Origin of the sequence: Devosia ureilytica (assembly GCF_024273195.1) — a bacterium.
In the GTDB taxonomy this organism is placed as follows: Bacteria; Pseudomonadota; Alphaproteobacteria; order Rhizobiales; family Devosiaceae; genus Devosia; species Devosia ureilytica.
In genome coordinates this window covers 56,318-78,994 of the sequence record NZ_JAMZCU010000003.1, presented here as the reverse complement: position 1 = coordinate 78,994, position 22,677 = coordinate 56,318, and the positions used below count along the sequence as shown (strand labels likewise).

Genomic DNA, 22,677 nt, shown 5'->3' with positions numbered 1-22,677 from the left:
TTTTGCAATCAGGCTGACGAGACGGGCAGAATCGCCCTATCAGCAGGCGAGCGCCGTCTCCGGTCTGGTTGTGCGATGTTCTTATTTTGTCCCTTGACGAGAGTGAAACAAAATGAGAACAAATAAAGCACGGAATAAAGACATTGGCATCAGCCGCCTCTCGTTGCACGGGTTTCGAGAGCGTGAAATAAGGAGACAGCATTATGGCAGCTTCGCCGCTTCGCGTTGTAGAGGGTGGTTCGATGGATAAGGATAAGGCTCTCGCGGCCGCGCTGAGCCAGATCGAGCGAAATTTCGGCAAGGGCTCGATTATGCGCCTTGGCGAAGCGTCCTCCATCGAGGTTGAGTCGATTTCAACCGGATCATTGGGCCTCGACATTGCGCTGGGCATTGGCGGTCTGCCAAAGGGCCGCATCGTCGAGATTTTCGGGCCCGAAAGCTCGGGCAAGACCACATTGGCGCTGCATGTCATTGCCGAAGCGCAGCGCAAGGGCGGTATTTGCGCTTTTGTCGATGCGGAGCACGCGCTTGATCCGATTTATGCGCGCAAGCTGGGCGTTAATGTCGATGATCTGCTGATATCCCAGCCTGACGCTGGCGAGCAGGCACTCGAAATCACCGACACGCTGGTGCGCTCCGGCGCCATCGACGTGCTGGTGGTCGACTCGGTTGCCGCGCTCACGCCGCGCGCCGAACTCGAAGGCGAAATGGGCGACAGCCTGCCGGGTCTGCAGGCCCGCCTGATGAGCCAGGCCATGCGAAAGCTGACCTCGTCGATTTCCAAGTCCAAGTGTCTGGTCATCTTCATCAACCAGATCCGCATGAAGATCGGCGTGATGTATGGCTCGCCCGAGACCACCACGGGCGGCAATGCGCTCAAGTTCTATGCCTCGGTACGCCTCGACATCCGCCGCATCGGCGCGCTCAAGGACCGCGAAGAGATCGTGGGCAACCAGACCCGCGTGAAAGTGGTCAAGAACAAGCTGGCCCCGCCCTTCCGTCAGGTTGAGTTCGACATCATGTATGGCGAAGGCATTTCCAAGACGGGTGAATTGCTCGATCTGGGCGTCAAGGCCGGCATTGTCGAGAAGTCCGGCGCCTGGTTCTCCTGGGACAGCCAGCGCCTCGGCCAGGGCCGCGAAAATTCGCGGCAGTTCCTCAAGGACAATCCCGAGATTGCGGCCACAATCGAACATGGTGTGCGCGAAAGTTCGGGCTTGTTGGGTGAAGTTTTGCTCGTTGCCGGCGGGGACGACCCCACCGACAGCGACGAGTAACCTCCCCGATCCCATGCTCACTCGTTAAGGCACCGGTCTTCCGGTGCCTTTTTCTTGTCTTTTGGCATCCCCGGACGGCTTCGCCATGCTGGACAGGCCCAAGGCCTGCGGGATAGAAAGCCCTCGAAATTTCTCTTTGGGCGCGTCCGCGTCCGCTCGCCATGAAAGCCTCTGCATGACCAGCGTAAACGATCTCCGTTCGAGCTTTACCGGCTATTTTGCCCGCAATGGGCATGAGGCCGTGTCGTCCAGCCCGCTGGTGCCGCGCAATGATCCGACCCTGATGTTCACCAATGCGGGCATGGTGCAGTTCAAGAACGTGTTTACCGGCGTCGAAAAGCGCCCCTATTCGACGGCGACGACGGCACAGAAATGCGTGCGCGCCGGTGGCAAGCACAATGATCTCGACAATGTCGGATTTACCGCGCGCCACCACACCTTCTTTGAAATGCTCGGCAATTTCTCGTTTGGTGATTATTTCAAGGATCGCGCCATCGAACTGGCCTGGAACCTGCTCACCAAGGATTGGGAGTTGCCCAAGGACAAGCTGATGGTCACCGTCTATGAGGACGATGACGAGGCAATGGAGCTTTGGAAAAAGATCGCCGGCCTTTCCGAGGATCGCATCGTGCGGCTCGGGGCCAAGTCGAACTTCTGGCAGATGGGCGATACCGGGCCGTGCGGTCCGTGTTCGGAAATCTTCTATGACCATGGCGACAAGGTCTGGGGCGGTCCTCCGGGCTCGCCCGACGAGGACGGCGACCGCTGGATCGAGATCTGGAACCTCGTTTTCATGCAGTTCGAGCAGCATGCCGATGGTTCGCGCACCGGCCTGCCCCGTCCGTCCATCGATACCGGCATGGGTCTTGAGCGCATTGCCGCCGTGATGCAGGGCGTGCACGACAATTACGACATCGACCTGTTCAAGGCGCTGATCGGTGCGGCGGCCAACGCCACCAATGCCGATGTGAACGGCCCGGGCAATCGGAGCCTGCGCGTCATCGCCGACCATCTGCGCTCGATGAGCTTCCTGATTGCCGAGGGCGTGCTGCCGTCCAATGAAGGTCGCGGCTATGTCCTGCGCCGCATCATGCGCCGCGCCATGCGTCACGCGACCCTGTTGGGCGCCAATGAGCCGGTCATCCACAAGCTGGTGCCGACCCTGGTGCGCGAGATGGGCCAGGCCTATCCCGAGTTGAGCCGTGGCGAAGCCATGATCGCAGAGACCGTGCGTCTCGAAGAGGGGCGCTTCCTCAAGACCCTCGGTCGCGGCCTCCAGATTCTCGAGGCTGAAACCGCCGATCTGGGAGATGGTGCGACGCTCGATGGTGCCACGGCCTTCAAGCTCTATGACACGTTTGGTTTCCCGCTCGACCTGACCCAGGACGCTCTGCGGTCGCGCAATATCAGCGTCGACCAGGCCGGTTTCGATGCCGCCATGGCCCAGCAGAAGGCCGAGGCCCGCAAGAATTGGGCCGGCTCGGGCGAGGCGGCCACCGACACGGTTTGGTATGGCCTTGCCGACAAGCTGGGACCCACGGAATTCCTCGGCTATGAGACCGAGACCGCCGAAGGTGAAGTCACCGCGCTTCTGGTGGATGGCGTCGAAGTCGATGCCATTGCCGCGGGGCAGGACGGCATCGTGGTGGTCAACCAGACCCCGTTCTATGGCGAAAGCGGCGGCCAGGTTGGCGACACCGGCACCATCAAGGGTGAAGGCGTGGTGGCTACGGTGTCCGACACCGGCAAGCACCATGGCGTGTTCGCCCACAAGGTGAGCGTCACCGAAGGCACGTTGAAGCGCGGCCAGGCCGTGGAACTCCTGGTCGACCATGGCCGTCGCAGCTCCATTCGGGCCAATCACTCGGCTACCCACCTGCTGCACGAGGCCCTGCGCCTGGTGCTCGGCGATCATGTCGCCCAGAAGGGATCGATGGTTTCGGCGGACCGTCTGCGCTTTGACTTTGTTCACACCAAGCCGATGACCCCGCAGGAAATGGCCGAGGTCGAGGATATCGCCAATTCCATCATCCTTCAGAACACCCCGGTCGAAACCCGGTTGATGGGCGTCGAGGAAGCAAAGGATTCGGGCGCGCGGGCGCTGTTTGGCGAAAAGTATGGCGACGAGGTGCGCGTTGTCTCGATGGGGGAACCCACTGGCAATGGTCTTGGCTGGTCGGTCGAGCTGTGCGGCGGCACCCATGTGCGCCGCACCGGCGACATCGGCCTGGTCTCGGTTGTGGCCGAGAGTGCGGTCGCGGCCGGCGTGCGTCGCATCGAGGCGCTAACGGGTACGGCGGCCCGCCATCGTGGCAATGCCAGCACGGCCATTGTTTCGTCAGCCGCCGGCCTCCTGCGCTCAGGCACACACGAGGTGCTGGACCGGATCGAGGCGCTTCAGGATCAGCTCAAGCGCTCCGAGAAGGCGCTGGCCGATGCGCGCCAGAAGTTGGCTTTGGGCGGCGGCGGTGAAGGCGGCAATGCCGGGGAAACCGTCAATGGCGTCACCTTTGTCGGGCGCGTTGTCGAAGGCGTCGCGGCCAAGGACATCAAGAGCGTGGTCGATGCCGAGAAGAAGCGCATTGGCTCGGGGGTGGTCATCCTCGTGCTCAAGGGTGAGGACGGCAAGGGCACCGTGGCCATTGGCGTCACCGATGATCTCACCGGCCGCTATGCTGCGGGCACGCTGATCAAGTCGGCGACGGCAGCGCTGGGCGGGCAGGGCGGTGGCGGCCGCCCCGACATGGCGCAGGGCGGTGGTCCTGATGGCCACAAGGCCGACGACGCCATCGCCGCCATTCGCGCGCTGCTCTAGCAGCGAGCACGCATTCCCAAGCTGAAGCCCCGCGCCATTGACGCGGGGTTTTTTGTGGCGTCCCCGGGCTATTGGCCGATGCGGAAGAAGAAGATGCGCGGCTTCCAGCGGATGGGGGTTCTCTCGGTCAGCACATTGAGAAGCCCCGCGCCCACGACCACCAGCATGCCGACGATGGCAATCCAATCGGGGTATTCGCCAAAGAACAGCGCTCCGAAAAGGATCGCCCAGATCAGCTGGCTGTATTGCACCGGCGCGATCAGGTTGGCCGGGGTCTGCTTGCTGGCCTGGATCAGCAGCAGGCCGCCCACGCCGCCTAACAGGCCAATCCCCAGCAGCATTGCCAATTGTTCAAGTGTTGGAACCACGAAGGTGGGCAACATCAGCACGAAATTGACGATAGCCGAATAAAGCACCTGCAGGCCGACGAGACTCACCCGGCGCTCCTTGGGTGCGACATGGCGCAGGACCGTGGTGGTGATGGCGCCGAACACGGCGCCGGCCATCATCACGAAATGGCCGGTTTCGAGTTCCCGCAGGCCGGGGCGGATGACCAGGACCACGCCCAGAAAGCTGATGAACAGCAGGACCCAGCGATGCAGAGCCACATGCTCGCGCAGCAGCAGCACCGAGAGCAGCGTGACAAATAGCGGCGTGGTGAAGCCAATGGAATAGACATCGGCAAAGGCGATGTGGGTGAAGGCGTACATCACGCAGGCCGTGCCCGAAATGGCGGTCAGGCAGCGCAGATGCACCAGCCAGGGGTGGTGCAGCTTGTAGGCGTCGCGCCAGCGTTCGCCGCGCTTTGTCAGCATGGCTGGGATGATGGAAAAACTGGTGGTGAAGAAGGCGATCTCAAACACCGACAGGCTCGATCCGGTGGTTTTGATCAGGGCATCGGCCATCGAAAAGATGGCATAGGCCAGAAAGGCAAATACGACGCCAACGGGCATCTCAAACTATCCAATGAAATGGGGAAGACTCGGAACGGTATGGCGTTACCATACAAGGAGTGCCGCCCCCCGTCATCAGGGGGCGGGCGGGATATCTACCGGCCTCGCGCCGGTCCATGCCGGGCCTATTATCTCGATGCGATTGGTCCAGAGATAACCCGAGAAGTTGGGCGGAACCTGCGCCAGCGTTTCAATATCGTCTATCCCGGCGGTGCCCGGGTCGCCGGCGTCATAGGGGCCAAGGAGGATAATCTCGCTTCCGGCATCGCTCATGCGTTGTTGCAAGAGGTTTGGCCAACCCCAGAGCCAGGGGGCAATATTGATGGGAATCATGACCTTGGTGTCATGGCAGGCGCCGGGCACGAAGCCGCTCCATCCCAGCGCCAGATATTGGCCAAGACAATCGACCAGCCCGCGCCGTGACCAGACCGCCAGCCCATCAATCGCGCCGGCCGCACGATAGGTCGGCTCGTCGCCGCCGTAGGCGCCCCAAACGGCGGCGCGCCATTCGGGGTGTTCCGCCATGAGCGTTCCGAGCATATCGCCCTCGCGCGCTTCGCGGCTCTTGAAATTGATCAGGAAGTGCTGCTCCGGCATTGCCCGCAGCACGTCCTTGAGCTCGGGCATCTGCCCAATGCCGGCCCCGCGAAAGGGGTAACTCTCGCCACCGTCGGCGGTATAGCCATAACCGATATCGAGCGCGCGCAGGTCGGCCATGGAATGGGACCGGGTCTCGCCACTACCCTCGGTACGACAGTCCACGGTCCAGTCGTGCAAAACGGCAAATTGACCGTCGGTTGTGGGATGCACATCAAGCTCGACGATGTCGGCGCCGGATGCGAAGGCGGCTTGCATCGAGGGAATTGTATTTTCCAGCAGGCCATGACGCGGCGGGTCGATACGTTCGGCGGTGCAGGTGTCACTATCGAGGTCGTCGCGGTTGAAGGTTTGGTGAACGCCACGATGTGCAATAAGCCGGGTGTCTCCACCGCTCGCAGGGTCAACCCGCCAGCTGGCGTTGAACACGTATAGTCCCGTGCCCAGCGCCAGAATAATGAGGCCGACCCAATAACGACGCTGCATGATTATCCCCCTGTTCGCGCGATCATTTACCAGCGAAACTAGTCATATTGCGGCGGCAGAATAGAGGCCAAGTCTGAACCGCTCATTCATGCTGGCTTCATCGTCCGCATGGCTTTTTAGCGCGCAGTCGCCGGGTCGTGGCGATGCTATTTTGGAGGGCATTCAATGAAATTACTGAACAAGGCCATTTTGGGCGCCGCTTTGGCGCTGGGACTGGCATTTCCAGCCTTGGCAGCCGAGCGGGCCATTATCGTGCTCGATGGGTCCGGCTCGATGTGGGCGCAGATCGATGGCGAAGCGCGCATCACCATTGCGCGCGAAACCCTGGCCTCGGTGCTGGCTGAATTGCCGGCCGATCTCGAGTTGGGTTTCATGACTTATGGCCATCGCGAGAAGGGCAATTGCGCCGATATCGAAATGCTGGTGGACCCGGCGGCGGGCACTGGCGCGGCGATTGCAGCGGCGGCTGACGACATCAACCCCAAGGGCATGACCCCGCTCAGCGATGCGGTCCGCCTCGCGGCCGAGGAACTGCGCTTTACCGAGAACAAGGCGACGGTCATCCTGATCACCGATGGGCTCGAAACCTGCGAAGTCGATCCCTGCGCATTGGGCAGCGATCTTGAGACCCAGGGCATTGATTTCACCACCCATGTGCTCGGTTTTGGCCTGTCCGATGAGGAAGGCCGCCAGGTCGCGTGCCTGGCCGAAAACACCGGCGGCAAGTATCTTTCGGCGCAGAATGGCGGCGACCTCGTCGATGCGTTGACCGCCACGGTGGCCGAAGCGGCCCAGGTGGAGCCCGAACCGGCGCCCGAACCGGAACCCGCCCCCGAACCCGAGCCTGCGGTTCTGGGCTACACGGTTGCCCCCACGGCATCGCTGACCGAGGGTGGACCCGATCTGGTCGACGACATGGCGGATCTCGTCTGGAGCTTCCACACGGTCGGTGCTGATGGCGCTGCCGGCGAATGGATCCGCACAGAATATCATTCCGGGGCCCAGATCGACATGGAGCCGGGCGACTATATCATGCGCGCCGAATGGGGTGCCGTCATGGTCGACCAGCCGATCACGGTTGTGGCCGGCGAGGTGATCGAGCCGCATTTCGTGCTCAACGCCGGCCTGCTCGTCGTTCGTCCCTTCTCGGCTGAAGGCGAGCCTGTCGCCGACGATGCAGCGGTTTCAGTTGCCTATCCTGGCGGTGGACCGACCACCGGCTATGGTGAAAGCACTTTCCGCCTTCCGGCCGGCGAGCAGACCCTGACGGTCACGATAGGCGCCGGCGAACATGTCGAGACCTTCGATCTTGCGGCCGGCGAAACCATCGAAAAGGACATTGTCCTTGGCGTTGGCCTGGCGGTGATCGATGCAAGCTATGTCGAAGGCATGGCGGTGGAAGATGGTGGCATGGCCGTCAATGTCTACAAGGCAGCCAAGACCATCGACGGATCGCGCGAGGAAGTGGGCTATGGCTTTGGCCCTGCCAATACGTTCGATCTGCCGCCGGGTGACTATGTCGCCGTGCTCAAGTTGGACGCGGCCTCGGTCGAGGTGCCCTTTGCGGTCAAGAGCGGCGAGCGCGTCGAGGTCATGGGCATTCTTGATGCCGGGGTCGTGTCCCTGACCATGCCCGAAACCGATGCCTTCAATCTTTATGCTGCCAAAAAGGACATTCAGGGGAATCGCGTCGAGGTTGGCTATGGTTTCGGTGCCGAGTACCAGACGACCCTGCCGGCGGGCGAATATGTTGCCGTGACGCGCTATGCCGACGATACCGTGACCGAGACACCGTTCAGCGTTTCTGGCGGCGAGCGCACCGAGGTCACCGTCGAAAAGGGCGCAGCCAAGACCAAGAAGAAATAGGCTTTCTCCCGGAGAATGGGAAAGGGGCGCCACGGGCGCCCCTTTGCTTTGTCAAACCCAACAAAAAGCCGGGGCATTGCCCCGGCTTTCTCGTTCAGATTGGTCTGGCTTACGCCATGGCCTTCTGCAGGTTCTGGTCGATGGCGTCGAGGAAGCCGATGGTGGTGAGCCAGGGCTGATCCGGGCCGACGAGCAGCGCCAGGTCCTTGGTCATCTTGCCTTCTTCGATGGTGTCGACGGTGACCTTTTCGAGCGTCAGGGCGAACTTGGCCAGCGCCTCGTTGTTGTCGAGCTTGGCGCGGTGGGCGAGGCCACGGGTCCAGGCAAAGATCGACGCAGTCGAGTTGGTCGAGGTTTCCTTGCCCTGCTGGTGCTGGCGGTAGTGACGGGTCACCGTGCCATGGGCAGCTTCGGCTTCCACGATCTTGCCATCGGGTGTGGCAAGGACCGAGGTCATGAGGCCGAGCGAACCAAAGCCCTGGGCCACGATGTCGGACTGCACGTCGCCATCGTAGTTCTTGCAGGCCCAGACGTAGCCGCCGGACCACTTGAGGGCCGAGGCGACCATGTCGTCGATCAGGCGGTGTTCGTACCAGATCTTCTTGGCCTCGAACTTTTCCTTGAATTCGGCGTCGTAGATTTCCTGGAAGATGTCCTTGAAGCGACCGTCATAGGCCTTGAGGATGGTGTTCTTGGTCGACAGGTAGCAGGGTACGCCGCGCGCCAGGGCGTAGTTGAAGCTCGAATAGGCGAAGTCGCGGATCGAGTCGTCGAGGTTGTACATCGCCATGGCGACGCCGGCGCCTGGGGCCTGGTACACTTCGTGCTCGATGACTTCGCCATCTTCGCCGGTGAACTTGATGGTCAGCGTGCCCTTGCCAGGGAAGCGGAAGTCGGTGGCGCGGTACTGGTCGCCAAAGGCGTGACGGCCCACGATGATCGGCTGGGTCCAGCCCGGCACCAGGCGCGGCACGTTCTTGCAGATGATCGGCTCGCGGAAGATCACGCCACCCAGGATGTTGCGGATGGTGCCGTTGGGCGACTTCCACATCTTCTTGAGCTTGAATTCTTCGACGCGCTGCTCGTCGGGGGTGATGGTGGCGCACTTGATGCCGACGCCGTGCTTCTTGATGGCATTGGCGGCATCCACGGTCACCTGATCATTGGTGGCGTCGCGGTTCTCGACCGAGAGGTCATAATATTCGATTGGCAGATCGAGATAGGGATGGATGAGCTTGTCCTTGATGGCCTGCCAGATAATGCGGGTCATCTCATCGCCGTCGAGGTCGACGACCGGGTTGGCGACTTTGATCTTGCTCATCGAATTGCTCCCTTGCAAATACGCTTTTCGGCCCTTGGCCAAGTTCGGCCGCCCGTATAGCACCGCCAGAGCAAAGCGCAAAGACAGGCTCGGCATGGGGGCTTGCCGGATGGGCCTGAGCTATTTGGCCGGCAGGGTTCTGACAAAAGTGCGGGCGCGGTCGATCCATTCGCCCAGCGCAGTATCGTCCTCGACCGCGTCGCCGCTGACCATGATGAAACCGCTCATGGACTTGCTGCCCATGGTCATGACGCTGGCGCCGGGCAGGGCCAGGGCGTCATCCATGCCGTCCTTGCCCACACGCACCAGCAGCGCCCCATCCTTCATGGGTGCCACCAGCATATTGCCGTGCAGCATGAAGGCGATGGCGCCGAACATCTTCTGCTCGCGGACAATTTCCTCGGGTAGCAGGAGCGCGCGGATGCGGTCCGCCAGGTCTTCCGATGCCATGCTCATGACTGTTTCTCCGGTCGATAGGTGTCGTGGCGGGGCAGGTGGGTGTCGATCAGGTCCCAGCCGACATGGCTGCGCGCAAAGATCAGCTGGTTTGGGGTGTACCACTCGTTCTGACCGGCAAAGAGGCCCGCTGGTACAATGTGGAAGGCGGGCGCCCGGGACGACTGCGCATAAACCGTGGTGCTGCAGACGGGGCAGAAGTGTCGCGTGAAGCTGGCGCCGGAATCGGCTGGTCGCACATAGCTTTTCGTTTCGCCGGTAACGCTGGTCGCACTGGCTGGAAACAGCACGACTGAGGAATGACCGCTGCCCGACGTCTTCTGGCAGTTCTGACAGGCGCATTGAAACATCGCGATTGGCCGGCCCTTGACCGCAAGCCTCACGGCGCCGCAATCGCAGCTGGCGACAAGGTCGAGTTCGGGTCGGTCCTGTGTGCTCATGCGGCGCAAGCTGGCATGGGCCCGTTTGGTCCGCAAGCACTGGCTTGCCATTGTCCATCGCAGGGTCAAAAGTGCCGCCGCTGTTGGAGTGAGCATGGCGCTGCATCCCGAATTTCCGCTTCTGACCGACCGGCTCCGTATGCGTCCCTTTACCCGGGGCGATGTCGATGCCGTGTTTGACTATCGCGGCCGTGAGGCCGTGGCGCGCTATCTGTTCGATCCGCCGCTCAGCCGCGACGAATGTGCGCTGGCCATTCAGCAGCGCACCAACCAGACGGGGCTGAGCGAGGAAGGCGACCGGATTGTCCTTGCCGTCGAGACGCGGGATGCCGGCGTTCTGGTCGGAGAGGTTTCGTTGATCTGGCGTTCGGTGGAGGCGCGGCAGGGCGAGCTGGGCTGGATTTTCCATCCCGACCATCAGGGGCGGGGTTATGCCAGCGAGGCGGCCAATGCGCTGCTCGATCTGGGTTTCGGTGCTGCTGATCTCCACCGCATTTTCGCCCGCTGCGACGCGCGCAACGAACCGTCCTGGCGGCTGATGGAGCGGCTGGGCATGCGGCGGGAGGCGCACTTTCGCCAGCATGCCCTGTTCAAGGGTGGTTGGGATGAGGAATTTTACTATGCCATCCTGCGTGATGAGTGGTTGTCGTCGCGCCATCCGGGCGATTTCTGAAGCGCTGTCAGCACCCCGTCAAATTGGCAAGATATTCTCCTCGCGAACAGGAACTTCGCAGGCAACGCAACGTTTGCCGAGTGTGCCTGTCGAACGCCCATGGAGGATGCCGGATCATGTCGTCATTGCGCCTACCCGTGGAGACCGCGCACCTCTTGCTTCGGCCCTTTGAACGCGGCGATGTGGACGCTGTCAGCCGCTACCACACGCTTCCGGCTGTGCAGCGCTATATCGAGCGGCCCACCCGCTATGACGAGGACGTCGCCGCGGCCATCGCCGTCATGCGCAAGCAGGTGGGGCTGCAGCGGCCGGGTGAAACGCTGACCCTGGCCATGGTACGCAAGGGCGATCACCGCCTGATAGGGCAGGTGAGTCTCAAATGGTCCGACGCGACCGCCAGCCAGGGTGAAGTGCGCTTTGCCATCGACCCGGCCCAGAGCGGCAAGGGCTATCTCACCGAGGCGCTGACCGCGCTGATCGATCTGGCCTTTGATCATTTCCGCATCCATCGGATCATGGTGCGCTGCGATGGGCGCAGCCACCATTCGGTCAAGCTCATGCAAAAGCTTGGCTTCCGGCTTGAAGCCCATTATCGCGAGCACGCGCTGTTCCAGGGCGAGTGGGATGAGGAACTGCATTTTGCGGTGCTCGACCGCGAATGGCGCCCCAGTGCCAAGGTGCTCGAATTGCCGTTGCGTGATCGCGTCGCCTGATTTGCCCGCCAGAGACATTTGGGATATGTCGCCGCCACTCTAGCTCATCGCGGATTGGCGGCACATGGCAGGCACCGACAGCTCACTCCCCATCACCCTGGCGCCCAGCCCGGCAATCATCCTGTGTGAGCCGCAACTGGGCGAGAACATCGGCGCGGCAGCGCGGGCCATGGCGAATTTCGGCCTGTGGGACCTGCGCCTGGTGCGCCCGCGCGACGGCTGGCCCAATGAAAAAGCCATTGCCTCGGCCTCGCGCGCCGATCACGTGCTTGAACAGGTTCGCGTGTTCGAAACCCTGGAAGAGGCAATGGGCGACCTGACGCTGGTTTACGCCACTACTGCGCGGTCGCGCGACATGCAAAAGGAAGTGCTTGGCCCCGAAACGGCGGCGGGCAGCATGGCGGCCCATATTGCCGGTGGGAACAAGGCCGGCCTGCTTTTTGGCCGGGAAAAGTGGGGCCTGCTCAATGACGAAGTGGCCATGGCCGATGCCATTGTCACGCTGCCGGTGGAAGCGGCCTTTGCCTCGCTCAATATCGCCCAGGCGGTGCTGCTGATGTCATACGAATGGCGCCGCACCAGCGAGGCGGGCCGGGCTCTGCCCTTTGGCGATGGCCTGGCCGAAGCCGCGCCGCGCAGCGAGTTGGTGGGCCTTTTTGAACATCTCGAAGGCGTGCTCGACCAGTCCGGTTTTTTCACCACACCCGACAAGCGCCCCAGCATGGTCAATAACCTGCGCACCGCGCTGACCCGTGGCCGCTTCACCGCCCAGGAAATCCGCACCCTGCGCGGGGTAATCTCTTCCATCGACCGGCGGCACGAGCGACCCAATCCGAACCGGATGAAGAAGGCGGAGAAAGACGAAGAGTAAGTCGCCTTCCGCGCTCTATCCGCCCCACCGCGCCGTCCTCGGACTTGATCCGAGGACCACTCGCCCCCGTGTCTGACAGAGGCCGCGAGAAAAGCACACTCTCCCTTTGACCCTTCATCGCCGAAATGCGATGAGCGGTGCACCATGAGCGCACACGCCCCTTCCGAGCCATCAAAGCTCGCCTTCACCTATATCGGTTTCCGCTTCTTCTGGCTGACCACGCTGCTGGTCAGCTTTGCAGTGCAGATCATGTCGGTGTCGATTGCCTGGCAGATCTACGATGTCACCGGCAATGCCTTCCTTCTGGGACTGGTGGGGCTCTGCCTGTTCCTGCCGGCGCTGCTGCTGATGCTGATCACCGGGCTGGCTGCTGACCGCTTCAACCGGCGCGGCATCATGGCGATCTGCCTGACGGTCGAGCTGGCCTGTGCGCTGGGGTTCCTGCTGCTGGCTAATGCCGAGGCGCACGAAGTCTGGCCGATTTTCGGCATTCTGCTCGTGCTTGGCACGGCCCGCGCCTTCTGGGGTCCGGCGGCGCAATCGCTGGCGCCCAACCTCGTGCCTTCCGAGGCGCTCTCCAATGCCATCACCGTCAATGCGTCGGCCTGGCAATTCGCCTCGATCACCGGCCCGGCTGCCGGTGGCCTGCTCTATGGCATTTCGCCCACTTTTGCTTTTGGCACGGGCGCCGTGCTGCTGCTCTGCGCCGTCGTCACGGTGCTGCTGATTCCCAGGCCGGTGCAGCGCCAGTCGCATCAGGCGACGAGCCTTGAGACCATTTTTGGCGGCTTCCGCTATATCTTCTCGAACAGGGTGGTGCTGGGCGCCATTTCGCTCGACATGTTCGCGGTGCTGATGGGCGGGGCGGTCGCACTGCTGCCGGTCTATACCAAGGATATTCTCCACGCCGGGCCGACGGAGCTGGGTCTTTTGCGCGCGGCGCCTGGCATTGGCGCCATTGTCATGGCGCTCTGGCTCACGCGCTTTCCCGTGCGCGACCATGCCGGCAAAATTCTCTTTCTGTTCGTGGGCCTGTTCGGGCTGTTCACACTCGTCTTTGGCTTGTCCACCACGGTCTGGATTTCCATTCCGGCGCTGGCGCTGGTTGGCGCCGCCGATATGGTCAGCGTCAGCATCCGCGAGACGATCATGCAGCTGTGGACGCCCGAAGAAGTGCGTGGCCGCGTCAATGCGGTCAATTCGGTGTTTATCGGGGCGTCCAACGAGCTGGGCGAATTCCGCGCCGGCAGTGTGGCGTATCTGATCGGGCCAGTGCCTGCCGTGGTCATTGGCGGGGTTGGAGCCATGGCTGTGGCCGTCATCTGGAGCCGCATTTTCCCGCAATTGCGCGATCAGCGGCACATCGACAAGCGTATGGCCTGAGGAAATAGGCGGTCGCGCTTGACTCAATGGGCATGCCCCACTATCAAGCGCCCACCTATCGGGCCTTTGGCCTATAGGCGCACCCGGGATCTCCTGAATTTTTAGGAATCTGTCGGCTCTTCGCAAGGAGAGCAAAGGAGGGCGCGATCCCATCAACTGTTGAGAAGGATACGCGATGTCGAAGCGTCATTCAGCAAAGTACAAAATTGACCGCCGTCTTGGCGAGAATATCTGGGGCCGTCCCAAGTCCCCGCTTAACGCACGCGCCTATGGCCCCGGCCAGCACGGCCAGCGCCGCAAGGGCAAGCTCTCGGACTATGGTCTGCAGCTGCGCGCCAAGCAGAAGCTCAAGGGTTACTACGGCTCGATCACCGAGAAGGCCTTCCGTCGTCTGTATGACGAAGCTGCCCGTCGCAAGGGCGATACCGGTGAAAACCTGATCGGCCTGCTCGAAGGTCGCCTGGACGCCATCGTCTATCGTGCGAAGTTCGTCCCGACCGTGTTTGCTGCCCGCCAGTTCGTGTCCCATGGCCACGTCATGGTCAACGGCCAGCGCGTCAACATCCCGTCCTACCAGGTCAAGCTGGGCGACAAGGTTGAAGTGCGCGAGCGTTCCAAGCAGCTCACCGTCGTTCTCGAAGCTGTACAGCTGGCCGAGCGTGACGTTCCTGACTATGTGGACGTCGACCACAACAAGATGACCGCGACCTATGTCCGCGTTCCGACCCTGACCGACGTGCCATACCCGGTCCAGATGGAACCGAACCTGGTCGTCGAATTCTACTCGCGTTAATCGCGGGTTCGACAGAACCAAATTGGAAAGGGCCGCTCCTGGGGAGCGGCCCTTTTGCTTTGCCGAGAGCATTTCACTGTCGGCTTGGCTATCGGGCCTCCGCCTCCCTCTCCTCAATGGGGAGGGGGCGATGGAGCCGCGTCGACCCAAACGTGAGACGGTTTAGAACTGCGCTGGTTGCCTGGGCACTGCGTCGCTCGTGGTTGGGACTGCTTCCTGATTGAGGAAGATCGGATCGTCATAGTCATTGGCGGCGATTGCGTTGGGTGGAATGTTAGCCTCGAATGCGCGCAGTCGCTTGAACACCGAGATCAGCGAAATGATTGTGGTCCAGGAACTGGCGAGGAATTTGAACGAGTCCTCAACCTGCCCAAACGCGTTGCTGACCTGCTGGAACAGGCCGAGCGTCAGTGCTCCTGCCACAATAGAGGGCCCCATGGCGATCAGGGGCACGAAGTTCGATCCCTGCAAGTAGGCGTAGCGCGCGATATTGAAGTAGAGGTAGTGGCGGTACAGCCGGAAATAATTGTGCTGCATGTTGATGAACAACTGCCGGACGGTGACGGGTTCTGCCCGATCGTGATGGTCTTCGCCATAGACCAGTTCCTTGCGGAACGCGGCTTCGACGCGCTGATTGTCGAATTCTAGCCCTGGCAGTTTCCAACCCACCGCTGCCAGCAGCACCGTGCCAAAGGCCGATGACACTAGCGCCACCCAGACAAGGCTTCCGTCAACTTGCCCGATGAATGGCAGTTCGGTGATGTTGGACGAAAGGTTCCAAAGCAGCGGCAAGAACACGATCAGCGTCATCACCGAAGCCACCAGCGACACGGCCAGACCCTCGACGATGCTGGAGAAGCGCTGCGTGTCCTCTTGGATACGCTGGGACGCGCCTTCGATGTGCCGCAGATGCTGCCAGTGGCTCATGTAGAAAAAGCTCATCGCCCGGCGCCAGCGGAAGAGATAGTGGGCGATAAAGAACGCGTTGATCACCAGCACCGTAATGTTGGGAATGAGCACATAGGCGACGGTTATGATTTCGCCGAGAAATTGCTCCAGCGTCACAGAGCCAGGCGTGGTGAGCGCAGACTGAATGAGGTTGTAGAAGGCACCATACCAATCGTTCAGCCAGGCACTGATCTGGACGTTGAAATAGACAATCTCGATAATGGTGACGCTGCCCACGACGCTCCACCAGTACCAGCGCCGGTTTCCGCCCCAATACCAGGGAATGCAGAACAGATAGCCAGACATCAGAACGTATTGGTAGAGCCATACCTTGTCGGAGGAGAAGAATGGCTCTGGGTCCGCCTCAGTGGGCGCAATGCCCAGCCAAGGCCCAAGGCTGATGACCGACTGCATTTGCGCGCCGAGGGTGAACCAGGCGACCATGACAAGAGCGACCCAGACAAGCGCCGAGGTGAAGAAAAGCCGTGGATTGGGAAAGAATGAGCGGAACACCGGGAGACTCCTGGGTGTCGGGACGATGGTGTCATCTAACTGTGGCAAACGGCTTAAAACAAGGAGCCGAAGTTAAGCTTTGGTAAGGTTGTGCACCGCCGCTTTGACTTTCATTACCGGCCAAGGGACGCTATCAGCTACGCAACGCCCCAAACGAGAGTTTCGCCATGACTGCGGTGATGGACGCCCCCGCCACGCCAGATGATGACGCCGATACTGGCGCCCATCCGATCTATGCTCATGCGCCGCGCTCGGTGGAGTTCAACAAGCTCAGGAAGCGCCTGATCCGCAATACCCGCGAGGCGCTGGAAAAGTTCGCCATGGTGCGGCCGGGCGAGAAGTGGCTGATTGCCCTATCGGGCGGCAAGGACAGCTATGGCCTCCTGGCCCTGCTGCTCGACCTCAAGTGGCGCGGCCTGCTTCCAGTTGAGCTGCTGGCCTGTAATCTCGACCAGGGCCAGCCGAACTTTCCCAAGCATATCCTGCCCGAATTCCTGACCGGCCTCGGCATCGAGCATCGCATCGAATATCAGGACACTTATTCCATCGTCACCGACAAGCTGCCCCAGGGCGCGACCTATTGCTCGCTCTGTTCCCGGCTGCGGCGCGGCAATCTCTATCGCATCGCGCGGGAGGAAGGGTGCACGGCGCTGGTTCTGGGGCACCATCGCGACGACAGTCTCGAAACCTTCTTCATGAACCTGTTCCATGGCGGCAAGCTTGCGGCCATGCCGCCAAAGCTGGTCAATGACGAGGGAGACCTCGAAGTGCTGCGCCCGCTGATCTATTGCGCCGAAGAAGATTTGCAGCGCTTTTCGGACGCAATGGCCTTCCCGATCATTCCGTGTGACCTCTGTGGCTCCCAGGACGGGCTGCAGCGCAATGTCACCAAGGCCATGTTGACCGACATGGAACGCGCGATGCCCGGCCGCAAGGACGTGATGATCCGCGCGCTGGGCAATATCAATCCCAGCCATATGCTCGACCCGCGCCTGTTCGATTTCGCAGGTCTTTCCATCAAGCCAAAGGACGCCTGAGCCCATGAATATCGATCGTCTCGCCGCCATCCTGAAACAGGCAGCGCAGGAGGAGATCATGCCGCGCTTCCGGCGGCTGGACGAAGGCATGATCAAGACCAAGACCGGCGCATTCGACCTCGTCACCGAGGCAGACGTCGGGGCCGAGCGGGTCATAACCGCTGCCATCAAAGCGCATCGGCCAGACTATCTGGTGATTGGCGAAGAGGCGGTTGCCGCCAATCCGAAACTGCTGGAAAGCAACCTCGACGATCAAATCGTGATTTTCGTCGATCCCGTTGATGGAACCTACAATTTCGCCGGGGGCCTGCCACTGTTCGCGGTCATGGCTGCGGTGGTGCAGAACGGCGAGCCCGTGGCTGGTGTCATCTATGACCCGCTGGGCGGCGATGTGCTGATGGCCGAAAAGGGGTGTGGCGCGTTTCTGGCTTTCCCCGATGGTCGCATGGTACGGCAGAAGTTTGCCGATGCTGTACCGCTCGAGGAAATGGGCGGTCTGGCCTCGACCTCATTCCTGCCGCCCGACGCACGCGCCCGGGTGATGGGCAATCTGGCCAAGGTCAAGATGTTCGCCAATTACCGTTGCGCCGGCCACGAATATCGTCTGGCCGCCGGGGGCAATGTGCATTTCCTGATGTATAACAAGCTCATGCCCTGGGACCATGTCGGCGGGGCATTGATCATGCGCGAATGCGGCGCTCATGTTGCCAAGTTCGATGGCTCGGCCTATCGCCCCAGCGATCTGGGTGGTGGCCTGCTGGTTGCCCCCGATCAGAACAGCTGGGACGAACTGCGCCGCGAGGTCTTTGCAGTCTGAGGCTGTCGCTTGGCGTTCAACGATCTGCCCCTTGTCACGACTCATAAGTATGTGCTTATGTGTAACGCATGAGCGAGATCGAAATCTTCAAGGTCCTGTCCGATCCCACCCGAAGGGCTATTCTCGAACGCCTTTCGGCGGGCGAGGCGACGGCGACGGACTTGCGGGAAGGCTTTGCCATCACCCAGCCAGCCATGAGCCAGCATCTGGCCGTGTTGCGCGGAGCTGGTCTGGTCAGCGAGCGGCGGGAAGGACGTTATGCGCATTATCGCGTCGATCCAGAAGGCTTTGCGCCGCTCCATGCCTGGTTGGCCCGCTATCGCGCCTTCTGGCCAAGCCGCATCGATAACCTGAAGGACCTCTTGAGGGAGATGGATCAATGAGCGAGACGGACGAACTGGTGTTTGAAACCGCGCTCGACGCGCCGCCCGAGATGGTCTGGCGGGCCCTGACCATCCCCGAATATATCGAGCGCTGGCTGCAGAAACCTGCCGACACACAGCTCGATATCGTCGCCTCGGACGAGAACAAAAGCCTCACATACCGCTGGCGGGATCCCGGTCAGGGCGCAGCTGCCGATCCGCAGGAAAGCCTTGTCACCTTCGAGCTGACGCCCCAGGCCGATGGCGGCACCTGGTTCCGCCTCACCCATGCCCCGGTCGCCGTGCCGGTGGCCGCCAATAACAACGAGAGGGCCGGGCCGGCCATGCTGCTGGCCGCCTGACCGCTCCCACTTCCGCCCCCATCGCCAAACCCAAGGAGATCGCCCATGCGCGACATGATGCAACTCGTCCCTATGGTCGTTGAAAATTCGAGCCGGGGCGAACGCGCCTTCGATATCTATTCGCGGCTGCTGCGCGAGCGGATCATCTTCGTCAACGGCCAGATCGAGGACAACATGGCCTCGCTGATCAATGCACAGCTGTTGTTTCTGGAAGCGGAAAACCCGGCCAAGCCGATCTATCTCTACATCAACTCGCCCGGCGGCGTGGTGACTGCGGCCCTGGCGATGTACGACACCATGCAGTTCATCAAGGCGCCGGTGGGCACATTGTGCATGGGCATGGCGGCTTCGGCGGCGACGCTGATCCTGGCGGCGGGCGCAGCCGGTCACCGGGCCTGCCTGCCCAGTGCGTCCATCATGCTGCACCAGCCTTCAGGCGGCTATCAGGGCAAGGTGACCGATATCATGATCCATGCCGAGGAAAGCCTCAGGCTCAAGCGTCTCACCAACACCATCTATGCCCGGCATTGCGGGCGCAGCTATGAGGAGGTCGAGGCGGCGCTGGAGCGGGACCGCTACATGTCCCCGACGGAAGCGCGCGACTGGGGACTGGTCGATCATATCTATGCCGACCGGTCCCAGTTTGAACTTCCGGGACCGGCCGAGGCGTGATGCCTAGTGGGCGTCCATCACCGGGGCGCCCTTGGCTTCGGCATATTGCTCGCCGACGCCGAACAGCCGGCCCTTCTCGGCGATCAGGATGAACACCAGCGCCACGGCGCCCATGGAGAAATAGCCCACAGCGGCCGGAATGGTGGTGCCGTTGAACAGCTGGCCGATATAGCCACCGATCAGCGCGCCGCCCACCGTCTGGATAAAGCCGAAGACCGATGCGGCCGTGCCGGCGACGGCGCCAAGCGGCTCCATCGAGAGCGAGTTCATGTTCGAGGCGGACCAGCCAAACGAGAACATGATGATGCACAAGAGGCCGAAGAACAGCCAGAGCGGCAGGAAGCCGGAGAGGGCGAAGGCCACCCAGATGCCCGAGACACCGGTGAAAGTCAGCATGGCGCCATGCGACAGGCGCCGCATGCCGAGCCGCCGCACCACCTTGGAATTGGTGAAGGACGACACCGCCATCAGCCCCGCCATGGCCGCGAAGGCGACGGGGAAATAGACGCCCAGCCCATAGATATCGACATAGATCTGCTGGGATGAGCTGATGAAGCCGAACAGCGCACCAAACAGGAACGTGCCGGCCAGCCCGTAGGAAATGGCCACGCGATTGGTAAAGACGATGCGGAAACCGTCAGTGACGCCCTTGAGGCTGAGCGGGCGGCGCTTGTCGAGCGGCAGGGTCTCGGGCAGGCGGAAGAAGGTCCAGGCCCAGAAAGCCGCGGCGAGGCCACCCATGAAGATGAAGATGGTCTGCCAGGGGCCGGTCAGCAGCAGCACCTGGCCGATGCTGGGGGCGATCACGGGGATGGCCATGAACACCATGAAGACCAGCGACATGACCTCGGCCATTTCGCGGCCCGAATACCGGTCGCGCACCACGGCGGTGGTGATCACGCGCACGCTGGCGGCGCCAAGGCCCTGGATGAAGCGCAGCACCAGCAGCATGGTGAAGCTGGGCGCAAAGGCGGCGAAGATGACCGCGACGATATAGACGCCAATACCAGCCAGCAGCGGCGCGCGGCGCCCGAACCGGTCAGTCAGCGGCCCGAAGGCCAGCTGGGCCACGCCCATGCCGATCATATAGGCAGTGATGACAAACTGTCGTTCGTTCTCGTGGCTGATGCCAAGGGCCTCGCCCATATAGGGCAGGGCGGGCAGCATGACGTCGATGGCCAGCGCATTGAGGGCCATTAAGGCGGCCATCAAAGCAATGAATTCAGGGCGCGAGAGAACCCGCGTAAAGTGATCGGACATGTTTGAAACTCATCAAAGCCGAAGGATGCCGGCCGAAAGGATTGGCCGGACCATGGACCCGTTGTTCATCTTTGGCAAGCCTTCAATCGGCAAAAGCCGATGGAAGCCCGAGCCGCTCAAATGGGCTCAGGCTGGCCTGAGCGCGAAATTGCCGTCGGTGCGCTCGTTGATCGGGATGTGAATCGCGGCGGATGCGAGGCCGAGCAGAATGCCGATGTACCAGACCAGGTCGTAGGCGCCGGTCATGTCATAAACGTAGCCGCCCAGCCAGACGCCGACAAAGGAGCCGACCTGATGGCTGAGGAAGGCGATGCCATAAAGCATGCCCATGTAGCGTGGCCCGAAAAACAGGGTCACGAGACCCGCCGTCAGCGGCACGGTGGAGAGCCAGAGCAGGCCCATGCCTGCGGCGAAGGCATAGGCGGTGATCTCGCTCACCGGAAAGAGCAGGAAGGCGGCAATCAGGATGGCGCGGAGGAAATAGATCGCGGCCAGCAACATCTGCTTGGGCAGGCGACTGCCAAGCCAACCGGACAGGAGCGATCCGACAATGTTGAAAAGCCCGATGACAGCAATAGTCCAGCTGCCAACTTCCGGCGACAGACCGCACTGCACCAGATAGGCGGGCATATGCACATTGATAAAGGCCAGGTGGAATCCGCAGACGAAAAAGCCGATCACCAGCAGCCGGTATGAGCCATAGCCCCAGGCGCGCGACAGCGCCTGCATGAAGGGCAGGTCGGCCTGGCCTGGAACAGATTCGGTGCGTCCGCGCAGGGCGGCCGAGAGTGGAATGATCAGCAACAGCAGGATCGCGATATAGACCAGCGCCATCTGCCAGCCGAAGGCGGAGATGAAGCCCTGGCCGAGCGGCGCAAATATGAACTGGCCAGCCGAGGAGGCCGCCGTGGCGATTCCGAAGACAAAGCTGCGCTTTTCCGCCGGCACGACGCGGCCGAAGGCGGCCATGACCACGCCGAATGAAGCAATGGCAATGCCGACGCCGGTGACGACGCCTGCGGTCAGCGTCATGGTCAGCGTATCGGGCGAGAATGCCATGCCGAGCACGCCCAGCGCATAGATGACACCACCCACGGCCAGTACGCGGCCCGAGCCATAACGGTCAGCCATGGCGCCGGCGAAGGGCTGCGCCAGACCCCAGGCCAGGTTCTGGATGGCCATGGCCATGCCCCATTGCTCGCGGCTGAGGCCCAGGTCCTCGGTGACCGGCAGGGTGAACAGGCCGAACGATCCGCGCGTGCCAAAGCCGATGGCGGCAATGATGCAGCCAGCAATGATGACGAGCGGCAGAGGGACTGCTGGGCGAACGGCTGTGACGGTCATGGCGGGAATCTCGAAAGGAGCTTCGCGCAATCTACGCCCCGCTTCTCATCACGCAAAGCGATAAAAGCTGATGCAGGTGATCAGAGTTTGTGATGGGAGGCAGTTCAAGGTCCGAGATTCCGCCCTCGCTGAATCGTCCACGGACTTGATCCGAGGACCATTCTCGACCTCGAGTTTGTTCCAGCTGGCCCTCGGCTCAAGTCCGGGGGCGGCGCGGTGGTGAGGATCAGGGCATCACAATTGAGCCAGAATAAAACAAGAAAGCCCAGCCTGTTAGGGCTGAGCCTTCAAAATCTGATTCAACGCTGGCGCGATCAGGCGCTTTGCTTGACCTCTAGGCCTGCCTGCTGGAGATGGGTCTGCAATTCGCCCGACTGGAACATTTCGCGCACAATATCGGCGCCGCCGACGAACTCACCCTTGACGTAGAGCTGGGGGATGGTTGGCCAGTTGGTATAGGCCTTAATGCCGTCGCGCAGTTCTTCGCTTTCGAGCACATTGGCGCTGGAATAGTCGACGCCGAGGTAGTTCAGGATCTGGACGACCTGGCCGGAAAAGCCGCACTGCGGAAAGTCCGGGGAGCCTTTCATGAACAGGAAAACGTCGTTGTTCTTTACCTTGTCGTCGATGAAGGCATTGATGTCGGTCATGGGAGGAGCCTTTCAAAAGTCCGGTTTCAAGGGCCGGCTGAATTCGCCTTTAAATAGGATAGGACTTT

General features: G+C 61.6%; 22 protein-coding genes. 13 read left to right on the top strand and 9 right to left on the bottom strand.

The genetic code is table 11. The features are described from left to right. The first annotated feature begins 203 nt into the window (after positions 1-203). Positions 204-1,277, top strand: a complete 1,074-nt coding sequence (gene recA, locus NIM87_RS08270) for a recombinase RecA (RefSeq protein WP_254674182.1) — start codon at positions 204-206, stop codon at positions 1,275-1,277. Between the two features lie 175 nt (positions 1,278-1,452). Then, a complete protein-coding gene (gene alaS / locus NIM87_RS08265; protein WP_254674181.1) occupies positions 1,453-4,092 on the top strand; it encodes an alanine--tRNA ligase in 2,640 nt (879 codons plus the stop codon). 68 nt (positions 4,093-4,160) lie between these two features. Here the strand turns inward: alaS and NIM87_RS08260 are convergent, their stop codons facing one another. Together NIM87_RS08260 and NIM87_RS08255 are read right to left on the bottom strand one after the other, a co-directional pair. Then, entirely contained in the window at positions 4,161-5,045 is an 885-nt protein-coding gene (locus NIM87_RS08260; RefSeq protein WP_254674180.1) for a DMT family transporter, read from the bottom strand. 75 nt (positions 5,046-5,120) lie between these two features. Next, entirely contained in the window at positions 5,121-6,128 is a 1,008-nt protein-coding gene (locus NIM87_RS08255) for a glycerophosphodiester phosphodiesterase family protein (RefSeq protein WP_254674179.1), read from the bottom strand. A 165-nt stretch (positions 6,129-6,293) separates the two neighbouring features. Here NIM87_RS08255 and NIM87_RS08250 point away from each other — a divergent pair, with 165 nt between their 5' ends. Continuing rightward, complete coding sequence (locus tag NIM87_RS08250; protein ID WP_254674178.1) at positions 6,294-7,994, top strand: vWA domain-containing protein; 1,701 nt, start codon at positions 6,294-6,296, stop codon at positions 7,992-7,994. 109 nt (positions 7,995-8,103) lie between these two features. Here the strand turns inward: NIM87_RS08250 and NIM87_RS08245 are convergent, their stop codons facing one another. From NIM87_RS08245 to NIM87_RS08235, 3 genes are all read right to left on the bottom strand, one after another. Continuing rightward, complete coding sequence (locus tag NIM87_RS08245; RefSeq protein ID WP_254674177.1) at positions 8,104-9,315, bottom strand: NADP-dependent isocitrate dehydrogenase; 1,212 nt, start codon at positions 9,313-9,315, stop codon at positions 8,104-8,106. 120 nt (positions 9,316-9,435) lie between these two features. Further along, positions 9,436-9,771, bottom strand: coding sequence for a TfoX/Sxy family protein (locus tag NIM87_RS08240; RefSeq protein ID WP_254674176.1), 336 nt, complete (start codon positions 9,769-9,771; stop codon positions 9,436-9,438). Continuing rightward, positions 9,768-10,211: a GFA family protein gene (locus tag NIM87_RS08235; RefSeq protein WP_254674175.1), complete on the bottom strand. Its 444-nt coding sequence runs from the start codon at positions 10,209-10,211 to the stop codon at positions 9,768-9,770. The genes NIM87_RS08240 and NIM87_RS08235 overlap by 4 nt, the downstream gene beginning before the upstream one ends. 94 nt (positions 10,212-10,305) lie before the next feature. Between NIM87_RS08235 and NIM87_RS08230 the strand changes: the two genes are divergently transcribed. The 5 genes from NIM87_RS08230 (at position 10,306) to rpsD (ending at position 14,644) form a co-directional block, all read left to right on the top strand. After that, a complete protein-coding gene (locus NIM87_RS08230; protein WP_254674174.1) occupies positions 10,306-10,884 on the top strand; it encodes a GNAT family N-acetyltransferase in 579 nt (192 codons plus the stop codon). A gap of 116 nt (positions 10,885-11,000) precedes the next feature. Next, positions 11,001-11,597 carry a GNAT family N-acetyltransferase gene (locus tag NIM87_RS08225; protein ID WP_254674173.1) on the top strand — a complete coding sequence of 199 codons (597 nt, stop codon included), beginning with the start codon at positions 11,001-11,003 and terminating at the stop codon, positions 11,595-11,597. Between the two features lie 64 nt (positions 11,598-11,661). Next, positions 11,662-12,468: an RNA methyltransferase gene (locus NIM87_RS08220; protein ID WP_254674172.1), complete on the top strand. Its 807-nt coding sequence runs from the start codon at positions 11,662-11,664 to the stop codon at positions 12,466-12,468. Between the two features lie 144 nt (positions 12,469-12,612). Further along, complete coding sequence (locus tag NIM87_RS08215) at positions 12,613-13,851, top strand: MFS transporter (RefSeq protein WP_254674171.1); 1,239 nt, start codon at positions 12,613-12,615, stop codon at positions 13,849-13,851. Positions 13,852-14,026: 175 nt separating this feature from the next. Then, positions 14,027-14,644, top strand: coding sequence for a 30S ribosomal protein S4 (gene rpsD / locus NIM87_RS08210; RefSeq protein ID WP_254674170.1), 618 nt, complete (start codon positions 14,027-14,029; stop codon positions 14,642-14,644). A gap of 162 nt (positions 14,645-14,806) precedes the next feature. Here the strand turns inward: rpsD and sbmA are convergent, their stop codons facing one another. Then, positions 14,807-16,105 carry a peptide antibiotic transporter SbmA gene (sbmA, locus tag NIM87_RS08205; protein ID WP_254674169.1) on the bottom strand — a complete coding sequence of 433 codons (1,299 nt, stop codon included), beginning with the start codon at positions 16,103-16,105 and terminating at the stop codon, positions 14,807-14,809. 179 nt (positions 16,106-16,284) lie between these two features. On the opposite strand from sbmA, the gene ttcA reads away from it, so the two are divergent. The 5 genes from ttcA (at position 16,285) to NIM87_RS08180 (ending at position 19,355) form a co-directional block, all read left to right on the top strand. Next, positions 16,285-17,142: a tRNA 2-thiocytidine(32) synthetase TtcA gene (gene ttcA, locus NIM87_RS08200; RefSeq protein ID WP_254674788.1), complete on the top strand. Its 858-nt coding sequence runs from the start codon at positions 16,285-16,287 to the stop codon at positions 17,140-17,142. A 4-nt stretch (positions 17,143-17,146) separates the two neighbouring features. Further along, entirely contained in the window at positions 17,147-17,959 is an 813-nt protein-coding gene (locus tag NIM87_RS08195) for an inositol monophosphatase family protein (protein ID WP_254674168.1), read from the top strand. A 68-nt stretch (positions 17,960-18,027) separates the two neighbouring features. Next, on the top strand, positions 18,028-18,342 hold the full coding sequence (locus NIM87_RS08190; protein WP_254674167.1) for an ArsR/SmtB family transcription factor: 315 nt from the start codon (positions 18,028-18,030) through the stop codon (positions 18,340-18,342). Next, positions 18,339-18,683 (top strand): SRPBCC family protein, encoded by a 345-nt coding sequence (locus NIM87_RS08185; protein ID WP_254674166.1) that lies wholly within the window; start codon positions 18,339-18,341, stop codon positions 18,681-18,683. Before NIM87_RS08190 ends, NIM87_RS08185 begins: the two co-directional genes overlap by 4 nt. Before the next feature lie 45 nt (positions 18,684-18,728). Continuing rightward, complete coding sequence (locus tag NIM87_RS08180; protein WP_254674165.1) at positions 18,729-19,355, top strand: ATP-dependent Clp protease proteolytic subunit; 627 nt, start codon at positions 18,729-18,731, stop codon at positions 19,353-19,355. A gap of 3 nt (positions 19,356-19,358) precedes the next feature. Here the strand turns inward: NIM87_RS08180 and NIM87_RS08175 are convergent, their stop codons facing one another. The 3 genes from NIM87_RS08175 to grxD form a co-directional block, all read right to left on the bottom strand. Next, positions 19,359-20,615 carry a multidrug effflux MFS transporter gene (locus NIM87_RS08175; protein ID WP_254674164.1) on the bottom strand — a complete coding sequence of 419 codons (1,257 nt, stop codon included), beginning with the start codon at positions 20,613-20,615 and terminating at the stop codon, positions 19,359-19,361. Positions 20,616-20,741: 126 nt separating this feature from the next. Further along, the gene (locus NIM87_RS08170; RefSeq protein WP_254674163.1) at positions 20,742-21,959 is read right to left on the bottom strand and encodes an MFS transporter; all 1,218 of its coding nucleotides are present in this window, start codon (positions 21,957-21,959) and stop codon (positions 20,742-20,744) included. A 314-nt stretch (positions 21,960-22,273) separates the two neighbouring features. Continuing rightward, positions 22,274-22,609: a Grx4 family monothiol glutaredoxin gene (grxD, locus tag NIM87_RS08165; RefSeq protein WP_254674162.1), complete on the bottom strand. Its 336-nt coding sequence runs from the start codon at positions 22,607-22,609 to the stop codon at positions 22,274-22,276. Between the last annotated feature and the right edge of the window lie 68 nt (positions 22,610-22,677).